The 14560-nt window shown below is 69.7% G+C and carries 15 protein-coding genes; 4 read left to right on the top strand and 11 right to left on the bottom strand.

Annotated features, from left to right (window positions below):
* Window positions 1–324: 324 nt before the first annotated feature.
* Window positions 325–789, top strand: a complete 465-nt coding sequence (locus tag BLT25_RS10335) for an Lrp/AsnC family transcriptional regulator (protein ID WP_091045195.1) — start codon at window positions 325–327, stop codon at window positions 787–789.
* A 10-nt stretch (window positions 790–799) separates the two neighbouring features.
* On the opposite strand, the gene BLT25_RS10330 is transcribed toward BLT25_RS10335, so the two are convergent.
* On the bottom strand, window positions 800–1195 hold the full coding sequence (locus BLT25_RS10330; protein WP_143033706.1) for a hypothetical protein: 396 nt from the start codon (window positions 1193–1195) through the stop codon (window positions 800–802).
* Window positions 1196–1335: 140 nt separating this feature from the next.
* Here BLT25_RS10330 and BLT25_RS10325 point away from each other — a divergent pair, with 140 nt between their 5' ends.
* Complete coding sequence (locus tag BLT25_RS10325; protein ID WP_091045189.1) at window positions 1336–1998, top strand: TetR/AcrR family transcriptional regulator; 663 nt, start codon at window positions 1336–1338, stop codon at window positions 1996–1998.
* Here the strand turns inward: BLT25_RS10325 and BLT25_RS10320 are convergent.
* On the bottom strand, window positions 1974–2741 hold the full coding sequence (locus BLT25_RS10320) for a crotonase/enoyl-CoA hydratase family protein (RefSeq protein ID WP_091045186.1): 768 nt from the start codon (window positions 2739–2741) through the stop codon (window positions 1974–1976). The genes BLT25_RS10325 and BLT25_RS10320 overlap by 25 nt on opposite strands.
* A 76-nt stretch (window positions 2742–2817) precedes the next feature.
* Window positions 2818–4443, bottom strand: coding sequence for an acyl-CoA dehydrogenase family protein (locus tag BLT25_RS10315; protein ID WP_091045173.1), 1626 nt, complete (start codon window positions 4441–4443; stop codon window positions 2818–2820).
* Window positions 4444–4535: 92 nt separating this feature from the next.
* Between BLT25_RS10315 and BLT25_RS10310 the strand changes: the two genes are divergently transcribed.
* The gene (locus BLT25_RS10310; protein WP_091045170.1) at window positions 4536–5261 is read left to right on the top strand and encodes a PaaX domain-containing protein, C- domain protein; all 726 of its coding nucleotides are present in this window, start codon (window positions 4536–4538) and stop codon (window positions 5259–5261) included.
* Window positions 5262–5270: 9 nt separating this feature from the next.
* Here BLT25_RS10310 and BLT25_RS10305 read toward each other — a convergent pair whose 3' ends face one another.
* The 4 genes from BLT25_RS10305 to BLT25_RS10290 are packed head-to-tail and all read right to left on the bottom strand — an operon-like array spanning window position 5271 to window position 8299.
* Window positions 5271–5579 (bottom strand): DUF202 domain-containing protein, encoded by a 309-nt coding sequence (locus tag BLT25_RS10305; protein WP_091045167.1) that lies wholly within the window; start codon window positions 5577–5579, stop codon window positions 5271–5273.
* Window positions 5576–5941: a YidH family protein gene (locus BLT25_RS30150; RefSeq protein WP_218131298.1), complete on the bottom strand. Its 366-nt coding sequence runs from the start codon at window positions 5939–5941 to the stop codon at window positions 5576–5578. The genes BLT25_RS10305 and BLT25_RS30150 overlap by 4 nt, the downstream gene beginning before the upstream one ends.
* 16 nt (window positions 5942–5957) lie before the next feature.
* Window positions 5958–6665: a TetR family transcriptional regulator gene (locus BLT25_RS30145; RefSeq protein ID WP_091045161.1), complete on the bottom strand. Its 708-nt coding sequence runs from the start codon at window positions 6663–6665 to the stop codon at window positions 5958–5960.
* Complete coding sequence (locus BLT25_RS10290; RefSeq protein WP_256328535.1) at window positions 6662–8299, bottom strand: long-chain fatty acid--CoA ligase; 1638 nt, start codon at window positions 8297–8299, stop codon at window positions 6662–6664. Before BLT25_RS10290 ends, BLT25_RS30145 begins: the two co-directional genes overlap by 4 nt.
* A 242-nt stretch (window positions 8300–8541) precedes the next feature.
* Between BLT25_RS10290 and BLT25_RS10285 the strand changes: the two genes are divergently transcribed.
* Complete coding sequence (locus BLT25_RS10285; protein ID WP_091045158.1) at window positions 8542–9759, top strand: serine hydrolase domain-containing protein; 1218 nt, start codon at window positions 8542–8544, stop codon at window positions 9757–9759.
* 74 nt (window positions 9760–9833) lie between these two features.
* Here the strand turns inward: BLT25_RS10285 and BLT25_RS10280 are convergent, their stop codons facing one another.
* The 4 genes from BLT25_RS10280 to BLT25_RS10265 all read right to left on the bottom strand — a co-directional run bounded on the left by BLT25_RS10280 (window position 9834) and on the right by BLT25_RS10265 (window position 14557).
* Window positions 9834–10919: a BPSS1187 family protein gene (locus tag BLT25_RS10280; protein WP_143033705.1), complete on the bottom strand. Its 1086-nt coding sequence runs from the start codon at window positions 10917–10919 to the stop codon at window positions 9834–9836.
* Window positions 10920–11037: 118 nt separating this feature from the next.
* Window positions 11038–11844, bottom strand: a complete 807-nt coding sequence (locus BLT25_RS10275; RefSeq protein WP_091045153.1) for an ATP-binding cassette domain-containing protein — start codon at window positions 11842–11844, stop codon at window positions 11038–11040.
* Window positions 11841–13616, bottom strand: a complete 1776-nt coding sequence (locus tag BLT25_RS10270) for a dipeptide/oligopeptide/nickel ABC transporter permease/ATP-binding protein (protein ID WP_091045151.1) — start codon at window positions 13614–13616, stop codon at window positions 11841–11843. Before BLT25_RS10270 ends, BLT25_RS10275 begins: the two co-directional genes overlap by 4 nt.
* On the bottom strand, window positions 13613–14557 hold the full coding sequence (locus tag BLT25_RS10265; RefSeq protein ID WP_091045148.1) for an ABC transporter permease: 945 nt from the start codon (window positions 14555–14557) through the stop codon (window positions 13613–13615). The genes BLT25_RS10270 and BLT25_RS10265 overlap by 4 nt, the downstream gene beginning before the upstream one ends.
* Window positions 14558–14560: the final 3 nt, after the last annotated feature.

Here is a 14560-nt window from a genome sequence, read left to right as displayed (position 1 = left end):
GAGGAAGTGCGGGAGGCCGCCCACGAGCAGCAGCGCGAGGACGGCGGGCCGCTCGCGGCGTACGGCCCTGATCGTGCTCGGCAGCAGCGGGGCGAGCAGGACGACAGGTGTCGCGAACCGGAGGAACGCCGCGTCGGCGACGGTGAGGCTGGAGCCGACGATGCCGCGCGTGCTCAGCGCGAACGACGACCAGAGCGCGACCGTGGCCGCCAGCGCCGACCAACCCAGATACTTCCTCATGTCGCGCCATGATAGAGACAAGTCGAGCGCAAATGATTGCCGAATCTGCCGCGATCGCTTCACTCAGTGGCAGAATCTGCCACCATGCGCACGCTCGACGAGACCGACAGGCACATCCTCTGGGAGCTCCAGCAGAACGGCCGCCTGACCAACCAGGAGCTCGCCGACCGCGTCGGCCTCTCCCCCTCCCCGTGCCTGCGCCGCGTACGTGCCCTGGAGGAGGCCGGCGTGATCAGCGGCTACCGCGCCGTCGTCGACCCGCACGCCGTCGGTATGAACATCACCGCCTTCGTACGCATCAAGATGGCCACCCACACCACCGAGGCGGTCGAGGCCGTCGAGGAGCACCTGCGAGCCATCCCCGACATCACCGAGGCGTACGTCCTGGCCGGCGACCACGACTACCTGCTGAAGATCGTCACTTCATCCTTCGAGACGTACGAGCAGTTCCTGCGCGACAACCTCCGCACCATGCCCGCCCTCGCCTCCATCGAGACCACGTTCGCGTTCGGCAACACCAAGGAGAGCGGACCGCTCCCGCTCGGGTGACCGCTCGGGGTCAGAAGCCGGCCTCGCGACAGGCCGGCGCGTCGTCGCAGAACAGCTCGAACGCGCGGGCGGCGGCGTCGATCTGGGCGGCCATGCCACGCAGGCCCCCGCGCCCGACCGCTCGCCTGGTCTCGCTCTCGAACAGCGCCCGGTCGTAGGCGGGAAGCATCCCCACCAGCCGCCGCCGAGCATGTCTCCCCGACCCCAGAGGCTGGACGAAGACCTCGACCAGGTCGTCCATCCAGTCCAGCTCGAACTCGACGAGGTGATGCGGCATCGTCAACCGGACCTCGGTGCGACCGACCCGGTCCACCTGCGCGTAGGTCGTCGGCGCGAAGCGGGACGCCACCGCCTCGGCGACGGCCTGGGAACGGCGCCTCAGAATGTCATTCCCAGTACTCGACATCGCGCCTCCGCCCGAACGTGACCGATGGTCATATGACCACCGGTCACAGATTAGGGGTGTCGCCGCGGCACGGTCAAGGGACCCGGACGAAGCACGCTACGATGCGAGCGTCCAGCCACGAGAGAGGGCGGGTGGCGCCATTGCCTACGCCGACCTGGGAGCGTCTCCCGGAGGCCAAACGCGATGCCGTGCGCCGGGCAGCGGAAGAGGAGTTCGGGGTCCGGGGCTACAACGCCGCCAGCCTCAACACGATCTGCCGCGAGGCCGGGATCTCCAAGGGCAGCCTGTTCCAGTACTTCCCCGACAAGTCCGACCTCTTCGTCCACCTGATCGCCCGGGCCAGCCACGACATCCGCGCAGCGATGGAGGTGGCGAGCGCCGACTTCCCGTGGATGACCGACTACCTGGGCTCGGTCAAGATGCTCATGGACGCGTGGATCGACTACTTCTACGACCACCCGCGTCACCGGCAGATGCTGGTCTCGGCCAACCTCGAGCACAACCCCAAGGCGCTCGCCGCCGTCCGTGAGGCCGTCTATGTCGACTATCTCGAGGTCATCGGCGGCATGGTAGACATCGGCCTCGCGATCGGCGCTCTCCGTGAGGACACCGACCGCGACGCCCTCGTCGCCGCCATCATCATGCTGCTCCCGCACATCGCCCTGGGCCCTCACGTACGCGGCCTGGATCCGCTCCTCGGGCTCGCCGGCTCCGACCGCGACCACGCCATGTCCGTCGGCCGCCGCCTGATCCAGGTGCTGATGGGCCAGTACGTCATTCAGTCGGTGCCGAAGGAGCCGTGACGCCCGGCCCCGTCGGCGAACCTCGTCGCACCCGCGACGGTGTCCGTGGTGATCGAGACGACCCCGTGGGCGTACTCGACGGCCAGGGCGTCCTGCTCGCTGAGCCCTTCCTGCTCCAGCACCGAGAGCCGGTCGCGACGCATGCAGGTCTGCGGAAAGGCGGCGAGCTGTCGCGCCAGGTCCTGGGCAGCCGCCAGCGCCTGACCTGGTGGGACGACCCGGTTGGCCAGCCCCATCCGCTGGGCCTCCTCGGCACCCACGGCGCGACCGGTCAGGATCATGTCCATGGCGTTGCTCGCGCCGATCAGCCGGGGCAGCCGGACGGTGCCGCCGTCGATGAGGGGTACGCCCCAGCGCCGGCAGAACACACCGAAGACCGCGTCCTCCTCCACGACCCGCAGGTCGGCCCAGATCGCCAGCTCCAGGCCCCCGGCGACCGCATGACCGGCGACGGCGGCGATGACCGGCTTGCCCAGCCGCATCCGCGTGGGACCCATCGGGCCGTCCCCGTCGGGCTCGAACCGGTTGGGGTCTCCTCCTGCGACCGCCTTCAGGTCGGCGCCGGCGCAGAAGGTGCCGCCTTCGCCGTGCAGCACGGCGACGGCGGCATCGGGATCGGCGTCGAACTCCTCGAAGGCGGCCACCAAGGCTTCGGCCGTCGCGAGGTCGACGGCGTTGCGTACCTCTGGACGGTTGATCCGGACCGTGGTGACCGGACCGTCCTTGGTGACCTCGACCGTCATGCCGCCGCCTCCGTAGGGCAAGGCAAAGAATACGGAAGCGGCGCCCTGAGGCTTATTGTCGCTCGCTGGCGCTCGCTCATGCCGGAAGCGCGCGCTCGAGGATCGAGGTGACGTCGCCGCGTGGCGACAGCGTCCCGAACGCGCCTCCCCAGTCGCGGCCGAGGCGCGAGGAGCAGAACGCGTCGGCGACCGGTGCCGGTGCGTTCCGGAGGAGCTGCGAGCCCTGGAAGACCAGCGCCAGCTGCTCCACGATCCGCCGGGCCCGGAACTCGAGGTCGTCGAAGGAGGTGAACTCCTTCTTCAGCCGGTCCAGCGCGGCGTCGTACCTGGCGTCGGCGCCGGTGGCAAGCTCCGCCTCCGCCAGGAACGCGTCCAAGGTGTGCGGCTCCTTCGCCAGCGCCCGCAGGGCGTCGAGCGCCGCCACGTTGCCCGATCCCTCCCAGATCGAGAGGAGCGGCATCTCGCGGTAGATGCGGGCGACGTCGAAGTCCTCGATGTAGCCGTTCCCACCCAGGCACTCCAGGGCCTCGTTGACCATGAACGGCGCCCGCTTGCAGACGTAGTACTTGGTGACGGCGAGGGCGATCCGGCGCAGCGCGGCCTCTCCCTCGTCGCCGCGGATCGCCCGGTCGTTGGCGCCTGCCAGCCGCAGCATCGCGGTGGTCGCCGCCTCGGACTCGACCTGCAGGTCGGCGAGGACGTTGCGCATCGCCGGCTGCTCGATCAGCGGCTTGCCGAAGGCGCTGCGGTGGCTGGCGTGATGGGCGGCCATCGTGAGCGCGGTGCGCATGCCCGCCGAGGAGCCGATCACGCAGTCGAGGCGGGTCATGTTGACCATCTCGACGATCGTGCGTACGCCGCGACCCTCCTCGCCGACAAGCCAGCCGGTCGCCGCGTCGTACTCGATCTCGGAGGAGGCGTTCGACCTGTTGCCGAGCTTGTCCTTGAGCCGCATGAAGCGCATCGCGTTGCGCTCGCCACCGGGCAGCACGCGCGGGACCAGGAAGCAGGAGACGCCGGCGGGCGTCTGGGCCAGGGTGAGGAACAGGTCGCTCATCGGGGCGCTGGTGAACCACTTGTGCCCGCGCAGGACGTAGGTGCCGTCGGACTGCTCGGTCGCGGTGGTCGTGTTTGCGCGTACGTCGGAGCCGCCCTGCTTCTCGGTCATCGACATCCCGGCGATCAGACCGCTCTTGGTCTCGGGATCACGCACACCGAAGTCGTACGTCCGGTTGGTCAGCAGCGGCTCGAACCTCGCGGCGAGCTCGGGGTTGGCCCGCAGCGCCGGGACCACGGCGTAGGTCATCGAGATCGGGCAGCCGTGGCCCGCGTCGACGTTCCAGGCGTAGAACTTCGCGGCCCGGGCGACGTGGGCGCCGGGCCGGTCGTCGGCCCAGGGGGCGGCGTGCAGGCCGTGCTCCACCGCGGTCGTCATCAGCTGGTGGTACGCCGGGACGTACTCGACCTCGTCGACCCGATTGCCGTAGCGGTCATGGGTGTGCAGACGCGGCGGCACCCGCTCGGCGAGGCGGCCCCACTCCTGCGCCTCGGTGGTGCCGGCGAGGCGTCCCAGCTCGTCGATCTCCGGCAGCGCCCACGCCGCGCCCTCGCGCTCGAGGCCCTCCCGCAGGACCGGGTCACCGGCCGTGTTGTGACCCACCAACGGCGGGACCTGGTTGAACACCTCGTGCGTGCTGGTCATGCGTCTACCCCTTGCTGGTGGAGGCCATCAACCACGATGTTACATAATCAGGCACAACCGTGTCGATAAACGTTGCATGAGAGGATGGCCGCGTGGCTACCGCGCGCGATGAACTGGCTCCGCTCTCCGCCCGCTCCACCATCCTGAGCCTGATGCTCGGCGCGCACCCGAGCCCGCTGACCCCGGCCGACCTCGCCCGCGCCGGCCAGTTCTTCGGCATCGCGCCGGCGACCGTGCGGGTCGCGGTCACCCGCGCCGTCGGCGACGGCGACCTGACCAGGACGGAGACCGGCTACCGGCTCGGAGAGCGGCTCGTCCAGCGACAGGCTCATCAGGACGAAGCGGTGCACAAGGCGGACAAGGCGTGGGACGGCTCCTGGGAGATGGCCGTCGTGGTCACCGCCGGCCGACCGGGCCCCGAACGCGCCGTGCTGCGCGACGCCCTGAAGGCGCACCGGCTCGCCGAGCTGCGCGAAGGGGTCTGGACCCGGCCGGCCAACCTTCAGCGGCCGCGCTTCTCGGACCCGGTCCTGCAGGACTTCACGGCAACACCGGAGCAGGATCCGGGCGAGCTCGCCGCCTCCTTGTGGGATCTCCGCGGCTGGGCACGCGAGGCCGAGCGGCTGCTCGACCTGCTGTCGTCGACGCCCCAGCCCGCGCTCCGTCTCGCCACCGCGGCCGCGATCGTGCGCCACCTCAGCGACGACCCGCTCCTCCCCGTCGAGCTCCGCCCGGCGGACTGGCCGGCAGCGGACCTGCGAGAGACCTACCGCGCCTACCAGCGTGAGCTGAGCGAGCTCGCCGCACTCCCCCGCTGAGCGGGGCGATCAAGCTGCCGCCAGGCGAGCGGTCAGTCCGAGCAGGCAGATGACGACGGTCGTGCCGGCCACCACGGCGGCGCGTCCGGCTCCGACCTGCGCAGCATCTGCGTCGCGGGCGGCCCGGTCGAGGAGCAGGTTCCACCAAGCGAGGATCGCGGCGCCGGCCACGAACACACCGAGCGCCCACCAGCCCAGCCACGGAAGCGCGACCCGGGCAGCGACGGCCATCGCCGCGGCGAGCGAGAGCGACGTGCGTGCCCAGGCCAGGCGCGTACGTTCCGCGGCGACCCCGGCGTCCTGCCCGACGGGACTCATCCCAGGGCCACCAGGATGGCTGCTCCGGCGACCGCGACGCCCAGCGCGAATCCTCCGGCAGCGCCGGCAAAGCTGGGCAGCGACCGGGCCGCCCGCATCTCGCGCTCGGCCAGGGCCCACCGCAGCCACGCGACGACCGCACCGACCAGGGCCAGGAGGACCAACAGGTCACCGGCCACCTGCTGGGCCCAACGCGGCCCCTCGAGGTCGATCAGACTGAGACCGACGCTGGCCGCCAACAGGGCGAGACTGGTTCGAATCCAGGCCAGGAACGTGCGCTCGTTGGCCAGACTGAAGCGGTAGTCGGGATCGGCGCCGCTGCCGTAGATCCACCGCGGACGCCGGAACACGGATGTGCGCACCGACCTCACCTGGCACTCACTCGAGCTCTCCGTGTCCGGCAACGGGCTCCTCGGACACCTCGGCCAGATCGCGCAGCGCACGGCGTACTCGGGGATTGTCGGGCAGCACCAACAGCCGGGGCGCGGTCGAACCGAGGCCGGACGAGCCGAGCCGGTCCCTGATCCAGGCAAAGCCCTCCAGCAGCTCGGCGATGGCATCCGACGTCCCACCGGAGCGGATCCAGTTGGACAACGCCGACCGGTGCACGCCGTCGATGAGCGCCGCCACCGCCTGGGGTACGAAGCTGGGGGTCGACACCTCGAGATGAGTGCTCAGGTGTCGGCGGGTGATGGCGACGTACTTCTCGTGCTCGAGGATCTCCCGCTCGGCGAGCAGCGGGATCTGGCGGGTGAGCGCATAACGCGACAGAACCAGCTCCGGGTGCTTCAGGAAGTCGCGCAACACCGCCTCGGTGACCTCGAAGACGTCCTCGATCGGATCGCTGCCGAGATCGGCGAACATCTTCTCCATCATGCTGCGGCGCTCGGCATGGTCGGGGAACGGAAGCTCTCCCTTGGAGGGGAAGTAGCGAAAGACGGTACGTCGCGAGACGCCGGCCTCCGCCGCCACGGCCTCGACCGTGACGTTGTCGTAGCCGCGAGCCAGGAACAGCTCCATCGCCACGGCGGAGATCTGGGCCTTGCCGTCCTCGCGGCGACCGGACGGTGCGGAATCAGTCGTCATGTCTTCGGCGTCATTTCCTTCGGGCGCGCGGCCATCGCCTCGCGCAGACTCAGCTTGGAGATCTTGCCGGTTGCCGTTGTCGGGAGCTCGTCCAGAAAGGCGTAGTCGGTCGGGATCCACCACTTGGCGACCCGGCCGAGCAGGAACGCTCGCACGTCCTCCGAGGTGAGACTCTCACCCTCTGTTGTCACGATGCACGCCAACGGACGCTCCTCCCAGCGCTCGTCGGGAATCCCGATGACAGCGGCCTCGAGCACTGCCGGATGGCTCATGATCTCGTTCTCGAGCGCGCTGGAGGAGATCCACTCCCCTCCGGACTTCACCAGGTCCTTCGCGCGGTCGACGATCCGCAGATAGCCGTGAGGGTCGAGAGTCGCGATGTCCCCGGTGCGCAACCAGCCGTCGTCGGTGATCGCGTCGTGGTCGTCGTTGAGGTAGTAGCCGGCGGCGACCGTGGGCCCTGCGACCTCGAGGGACCCCGGGGACCTTCCGTCCCAGGGCACATCGCCCCCGAGCGCATCGCGCAGCCTCATCTGGACGAGCGGCGGCTTCACACCCGGCGAGGTCAGGACGTCGCGACGCTCCTCCTCGCTCGCCGTCCGGTCCTTGGTGCTGATCCGTGAGACCGCGCCGACGGGGCTCATCTCGGTCATGCCCCAGCTGCTGGTCAAGGGCAGGCCACACGCCCGCTCGTACGCGGCGGACAACGACGGCGGCAACGGGCCACCGCCGTTCATGAGGCGACGGAGACCGCTGAGATCGCGCCCGTCGAGGTGAGGCAGCACGCTGCGCCAGATGGTGGCGACGCCGGCGGCGAGGGTGACCCGCTCGCGCTCCAGCTGCTCGGCGAGGAGCGCCGGATCGGTCTGGTTGCCCGGCATCGCCAGATCGGCGCCGGTCATCACGCACGCGTAGGGCAGACCCCACGCGTTCGCATGGAACATCGGCACCACCGGCATCACGACGTCGGCCTCGGAGATGGCGAGGTTGTCAGCGCCCAGGAGCATCAGGGCGTGGAGCACGATGGATCGGTGGTCGTAGAGCACGCCTTTCGGGTTCCCGGTGGTGCCGGAGGTGTAGCAGAGGCCTGCGGCGGTGCGTTCGTCCCCGACGAAGAGAGACCCGTCGGCCGGCTGATGACCGCTCACCAGCTGCTCGTAGTCGAGGACTCGCTCGTCGTCCGGAATCGTCACCGTCGGGTCATCGGGCATGACGACGACGTGGCGGATGTGCCGGGACCGGCTGACCATCGGCCAGACGACTTCCAGCAACGACGCGTCGACGACAACCATCACATCGGCGGCATGGTCGAGGATGTAGTCGATCTGGGCAGGGAACAGACGGTGATTCACCGTGTGGAGCACCATCTCAGCGGACGGGACAGCGAGATAGAGCTCGAGATGACGCTGGCTGTTCCACCCGAAGGTCGCGACCCGGTCACCCGGCTGCAGGCCGAGCGCTCCGAGAGCCGTGACCAGCCGACGCGTCCGTTCGGCCACCTCGGCGTACGTCGTCCGCTTCGGTCCGGTCGCCTGCGCGGTGGTCACGCCCTTGGCCGAGAACGACCGTTCCATCGGGCCCAAGAGCGTCGAGACCGTGAGCTGCGTGCTCTGCATGAGGCCGTGCAATGCCATCGTTCTTCTCCTTCAACGTCACCCGAAGGCACGCCGTGCCACCTGTCGACCATGTCTCCCGAGGGCAAAATTGGACCAGATATCACGCGTAAATACAACATCCGGAGTCTCATTCCAGGACACCGAGACCTGGGCCGACGGACCACAAGTCCTACTAAGATTGACACGCAGTGCCAACCATCTTTAGCATCCGTTGGACGAGTGACGCTGGCCACAACGGCGAGCCGGAAGGAGAGGCGATCATGGACATCGAGATCGATCCGACGGAGGCAGGCTTCGCTCCCGAGCGGCTGGCCCGCATCGATCGCTACCTGGAGCGGTTCGTCGATGAGGGCCGACTGCCGGGATGGCAGCTCGTCCTGACCCGCAGGGGGAAGGTCGTGCACGACTCCTCCTACGGCTACCGGGACCTGGAGGCCCGGACGCCGACCGGGCACGACTCGCTGTTCCGCATCATGTCGATGACGAAGCCGATCGTCTCGGTGGCCGCGATGACGCTGTGGGAGGAGGGCGCGTTCCAGCTGAGCACACCCGTCAGCGACTTCATCCCCTCCTTCGCCGACGTACGCGTCTACCAGGGCGGCAGTGACCTCCGTCCCAACACGGTCGCAGCCGTCGAGCCGATCCGCATGGTGCACCTGCTCACCCACACCTCGGGCCTGACCTATCCCTTCCTGCGCCAGCATCCGGTCGACGCGATGTACCGCGAGCGCAAGCTCGACACCACCGTCCCGACCGCGATCGACCTGGAGGGGCTGTGCGACGAGCTCGCCGCACTTCCGCTGCTCTTCCAGCCGGGCACCGAGTGGGCCTACTCCATGGCCACCGACGTCCTGGGGCGTGTCATCGAGGTCATCAGCGGCAAGAGCCTGGGCGAGTTCCTGGCGGAGCGGATCTTCCGTCCGCTGGGTATGACCGAGACCCGCTTCGGCAGGGCGGCAGATCCGGAGCCGCACCTCGTCAACCTCTACGCCCACACGCCCGACGGCCTGGTCCGAAGCGACCTCTTCGCCAACGGCTGCGACAAGGCCTCCTTCGAGTCCGGGGGCGGCGGACTGATCAGCTCGGCCCACGACTACCACCGGTTCACCCAGATGATGCTGCGCAGAGGAGAGCTGGACGGACAGCGGGTCATCGGCTCACGCACCGCCTCCTTCATCACGACCAACCACCTGCCGGGCGGCGTCGACCTCGACACGTACGGGCGCCCGCTCTACTCGGAGTCGCCGATGCGAGGCTCCGGCTTCGGACTCGGCTTCTCCGTGAACCTCGATCCGGCGACCGCTGGTCGTCCCGGTACGCCGGGCAGCTTCGGCTGGGGCGGGATGGCGGGCACCCGGTTCTGGGTGGACCCGGTCGAAGAGCTCACCATGCTGTTCTTCACCCAGGTGTTCTCGTCGACTCCCCTGCCGATGCGCGAGACGATGCCGCAGCTGGTCTACCAGGCACTGGTCGACTGACCTTAAGGTCCGCGCACACAAGGCGCTCGGCTGAGATCCTCAGCCGAGCGCCTTGTCGTCTGCCTGCGTGCACGTCAGTGCGGCGGGTGGCTCCCGCCTCGACCGTGAGCGTGACGCTGGGCGTGCTGTCGCGCCATCTGCCCGGCTCGCGCGGTCGCATCGCCGTCCGCGGTGAGCAGGTAGGTCCACGCGACCGGTACGCCGGCAAGGTAGGAGCCGTCGTACGCCGTCGACATGTGGTTCTTCAGCGCCGTGCCCTGCTCGACGGTGAGCACCAGACGGTGGCTGCCCTGCGGGTCTCCGGAGCCGTCGCCGACCTGGACCTCCGCCGTGTTGTCTCCCGCGCCGATGCCGGCGCCGCCGAGCTCGCTCCAGACCTGGGCGAGATGCGCACCGTAGGCTCCCTCGGACTGGTGACGCATCGCCCAGTAGTGGTCGAGCGGCGTCGCCGAAGCGGCGCCGATCCACGTTGCCGTGCCGGACTGAGTGGTGTCGTCGGGGCTTCCGAGCAGGATCGCCCGCTCGACCTCCGTACGCATCGCCAGGAAGGCGGCATGACCGCCACCTTGGGAGTGGCCGGCGAGGATCAGCTTCCTGTGGTCCAGCCGAACCGGACCACGGTGCGTCGCGACGTACGGCGAGGTCACGTCGTCGACGAGGAAGCTCCCCCACCACGGGTCCTGGACGGCCAGGTGGTCGATGAGTGCGACCAGGCGACCCGAGATGGAGTTCGCCGCGTCGACGCTCACGTTGCCCGAGGCGTAGGTCTGCCCCTGCGGATCGGGGACACCAGCGCCGAAGACGATCTCGCCTCGCGCGTTGTCGAAGCACCGGTCCGTGGCCACGGTCGTCTGGCAGGCGGCGCCGATCGTGCCCTGGTTGGGATAGCTCAGGCTCACGGCTGCGTAGCCGAGTCCGCCCGCATGGGCGACGAGGTCGCCGTAGCCCGCCGCAGCCACGTTCGACCCGCTGAGCATCACCACGAGCTCGGGCTGACGGTCACCGTCGGGCTCGACGACCACGTGATATCGGTCGACGTTCGTCTCCGTGGTGATGCCGGCCCCCGTGGACGAGGGCTCGATCTGGACGGTGGTGATCGCGCCGGCATCGGCGCTGGCGGGCACGGCTGTCACGGCCGCGCTGCCGATCGTCGCCGTCATGACGGCCGCCATGGCGAACCCGCTGGCCGCCAAGCTCCTACGGCGTACGCGCCGACGTCTGTCATGTCCTGAAACCTCCGTGTGTGTCTGGTACATGCCTACCTCTCCGTTGAGCCGATCAACCTTCACTGACGAGCAGTCGTGGGATGGACGAGACGAGCAGCTGGGTGTACTCGTGTCGTGGCGAGCCGCAGACCTCCTCGGCCGTGCCCGACTCGACGACCCGGCCTTCTCGCATCACGTGCACGCGATCGCACAGCTGGCGGACCATCGCCAGGTCGTGACCGATGAACAGCATCGCCGAGTCCGGGCGCAGGAGGCCGTGCAGAAGCCTGGCCACCGATGCCGCGGTCGTGACGTCGAGGGCGCTGAGCGCCTCGTCCAGGATGAGGAGGGACGGCTCGATGATGATCGCGCGCGCGATCGCCACCCGCTGTCGCTGCCCACCCGACATCTCCCGGGTCGTCCGCCCGAGGAACGACGCGTCCAGCCCCACGGACTCGAGCGTCGCCACGATGCGATCTCGCCGCCCGGACTCGTCGAGGTCGGTGTGTATCCGCAGCGGTTCGCCCACCAGCTGGGCCACCGTATGGCGCGGGTTGAGCGCTTGCAGCGGGTCTTGGAACACCGCCTGGACGGTGCGTCGGTAGGTCGGCGGCGCGGGCGCCGGCAGCGCCGCGACGTCGAACCCGCAGACGCTCGCCCCGCCGGTGAACGGCACCAGCCGCAACAGCGCCCGCGCCAAGGTCGACTTGCCTGATCCGGACTCGCCGACGACGCCGGTGATCTCGCCCGGGCGCAGGTCGACCGTGACGCCGTCGACCGCGACGAACGGCTCCGGTCGCGGGTTGCCCAGAGTGCGACGCCGAGGGAACTGAACGGTGAGGCCGTCGGTGGAGACCAAGGGGGCGTACGTCGCGTTCATCGCATCTCTCCTGCCGGGGACATCTCGAGGGCCTCGACCGGGTCGACCGGCGAGCTGAGGATCGCCCGACCCGGCTCGTTGCGCGGGACGGCCGCGACCAGTGCGGCCGTGTAGGCGTGCGAAGGTCTGCGGACGACGTCTTCGATGGGCCCGGCCTCCACGACCTCCCCGTGCAGCATGACCACCACGCGGTCGGCCAGCTCGCCGGCGACACCGAGGTCGTGGGTGACCAGCAGCACGCCGAAGGAGTGCTCCTCGCACAGGCGACGCAGCAGTGCGATGATCTCCGCCTGGACGGTCACGTCGAGCGCCGTGGTCGGCTCGTCGGCGATCAGCAGCGTCGGTGACTTCGCCAGCGCCAGCGCGATCATCACGCGCTGGGCCATGCCTCCCGAGATCTGGCCGGGACGCAGCCGGGCCACCTCGGCGGGGCGGCGCAGACCGACCGAGGTCAGCAGTTCGACGATCTCATCGTCGACCGTGCGCTTCGCTCGCGACTCGCCGCGCGCCGCGACCAGACGCCGTTGCGCCTCGATGACGTCACGCAGCTGTCGCCCCACTGTCTGCAGCGGGTTCAGCGCGGCCGACGGCTCCTGGAACACGACGCCGACGTGGCTGCGCCAGGTCTCCCGGGCCTTGCGGCCGGCACCGGTCAGCTCCAGCGGCTCGGCGGCCGCGAGGGAGATCCGCTCGGCGGACGCCGACGCCGGCGAGGTCAGCAGCCCGGCCAGCGCCATGGCCACCGACGTCTTGCCGCTGCCGGACTCACCGACCAGAGCCACGACCTCGCCGCGTCGAATCGTCAGATCGACGCCCTTGACCGCGACGTGATCGCCGTAGCGGACCTCCACGGCCCGTGCGTCGAGCAGCGGGGGCACGCCGTCGACCGCGTCCACGGAGCGTCCCGCCGAGGCGGACTCGGCGGTCGCAGTGATCCCGATCGGCTCCAGGTAGCCCGTGGGGTTGTCCGAGCTGACGCCCTGACGGCGCCGGAACATCGCATCACCGACGATGTTGAGCGCCAGCACGGTGAGCACCAGCGCAAGGCCGGGCGGAATCGTCTGGAACGGCTCCTCCCGCATCGTGCGCTGCGCCGTGGAGAGCATGACGCCCCAGCTCGCCGCCGGCGGCTGCGTACCGAGGCCGAGGAAGCTCAGGCCGGCCTCGATCGTCACCGCGTGAGCGAACACCAACGTCGCCTCGACGCCGATCGGCGCGGCGATGTTGGGCGCGATGTGGCGGCGCAGCAGATCGAGGCGTCCGGCTCCCACGACACGGGCTCCGTCGACGTACATCCGCTCGCGTTCGGAGAGCGTCAGGCCACGCGCCAACCGGGCGACCGCCATCGCGAACGCGATGCCGACAGCCAGCATCGAGCTGCCGAGGCCGCTGCCCAGCGCCGCGATGATCGCGATCGCCAGGACGATCGCGGGGATCGCGGAGATGCCCTCGACGACTCGCATGACGACGCGGTCGACGGTGCCGCCGAGAAGGCCGCTGACCATGCCGATGGAGCAACCGAGCACGAGGGCGACAGCCGTCGCCTCGACACCCGCGATCATCGACACGCGCGCACCGTCGATCAGACGGCTGAGGGTGTCGCGGCCGAGATAGTCGGTGCCCAGCCAGTGCTCGGGTCCCGGATGGGCGAGGGCGTCGCTGATCTCGCCGACGGTCGGGTCGTAAGGGGCGATCCAGGGCCCCGCGACGGCGAGGAACACCACCACCGCGAGGACCGCCCAGGACGCCTTGACGATCACACTGTTCTTCATCCGGCACGCACCCTTGGATCGACGAGGGCGTAGGTCAGGTCGAGCACGAACTGGACCAACGCCATGAGGAGAGCCATCAGGGCGACGAACCCGAGCACCACCGGCATGTCGCCGTTGTGGATGGCGTTGAGGACGAGCTGGCCGAGCCCCGGGAGGGCGAAGACCTGCTCGACGATGACGGCACCGCCGACGAGAACCGCCGCCGTGCCGGCGACCGTGGTCACGACCGGGATAGCCGCGTTGCGCAGCGCCGTGCGCCACAGGATGCGACGACGAGCCAGGCCCCCGGCGACGGCCGTACGGATGTACGGCTCGTGCAGCACCCGCACGTAGCCCGCCCGAGTCTGCCGGGCGAAGGCGCCCGCCGCGGCAGCCCCGAGAGCCACGGAGGGCAGCGTGATGCTCAGCAGCCAGGACCCGACACCCTCGGTGATCGGGACGTAGCCCGTGGCCGGGAACAGCGAGGTCTTCATGGCGACGTACGCCACGAACAGCAGGGCCAGCCAGAAGCTGGGCACGGCCTGCCCGAGCGAGGCGCCCGCGGTCAGCAGCGAGTCGGCGCTCCGGCCGGCCCGGATTCCGGCGGCGATGCCCACCGGGAGGCCGATGACCAGCCCTACGACCAGCGCGCCGAGGGCGATCGAGAACGTGGCCGGCATCCGGTTGGTGAGCAGATCCGTCACCGAGGCCGAGTTGGACCAGGAGACGCCGAGGTCTCCGTGGACCGCCCCCGCCAACCAGCTCCCGTACTGGACGAGCAAGGGGCGGTCCACGCCGATCTCGTGCCGGAACGCTGCGTAGGCCTCGTCCGAGGCGTTCTCACCAAGACGTACGACGGCAGGGTCGGTGGCAGTCATCTGGAGCAGCAGGAACGCGGTGAAGGTGGCGATCAACAGCAGGGGCACCAGAGCCGCAGCGCGACCGATTGCGACGCGAAGCACCGC

Source organism: Nocardioides sp. YR527, from assembly GCF_900101045.1.
GTDB lineage: Bacteria > Actinomycetota > Actinomycetes > Propionibacteriales > Nocardioidaceae > Nocardioides.
The sequence above is the reverse complement of the archived record's forward strand: the minus strand, read 5'-3'. Positions and strand labels throughout refer to the sequence as shown.

Bases quoted from the DNA above. Each gene is read 5' to 3' on its own strand.
- BLT25_RS10335 (WP_091045195.1), top strand. From the start codon at position 325: ATGCGCACGCTCGACGAGACCGACAGGCACATCCTCTGGGAGCTCCAG.
- BLT25_RS10285 (WP_091045158.1), top strand. From the start codon at position 8,542: ATGGACATCGAGATCGATCCGACGGAGGCAGGCTTCGCTCCCGAGCGG.
- BLT25_RS10275 (WP_091045153.1), bottom strand. From the start codon at position 11,844: ATGAACGCGACGTACGCCCCCTTGGTCTCCACCGACGGCCTCACCGTT.
- BLT25_RS10315 (WP_091045173.1), bottom strand. From the start codon at position 4,443: ATGACCAGCACGCACGAGGTGTTCAACCAGGTCCCGCCGTTGGTGGGT.
- BLT25_RS30145 (WP_091045161.1), bottom strand. From the start codon at position 6,665: ATGACGACTGATTCCGCACCGTCCGGTCGCCGCGAGGACGGCAAGGCC.
- BLT25_RS10290 (WP_256328535.1), bottom strand. From the start codon at position 8,299: ATGGCATTGCACGGCCTCATGCAGAGCACGCAGCTCACGGTCTCGACG.
- BLT25_RS10330 (WP_143033706.1), bottom strand. From the start codon at position 1,195: ATGTCGAGTACTGGGAATGACATTCTGAGGCGCCGTTCCCAGGCCGTC.
- BLT25_RS10280 (WP_143033705.1), bottom strand. From the start codon at position 10,919: ATGACGGCGACGATCGGCAGCGCGGCCGTGACAGCCGTGCCCGCCAGC.
- BLT25_RS10305 (WP_091045167.1), bottom strand. From the start codon at position 5,579: ATGAGTCCCGTCGGGCAGGACGCCGGGGTCGCCGCGGAACGTACGCGC.
- BLT25_RS10320 (WP_091045186.1), bottom strand. From the start codon at position 2,741: ATGACGGTCGAGGTCACCAAGGACGGTCCGGTCACCACGGTCCGGATC.
- BLT25_RS10270 (WP_091045151.1), bottom strand. From the start codon at position 13,616: ATGAAGAACAGTGTGATCGTCAAGGCGTCCTGGGCGGTCCTCGCGGTG.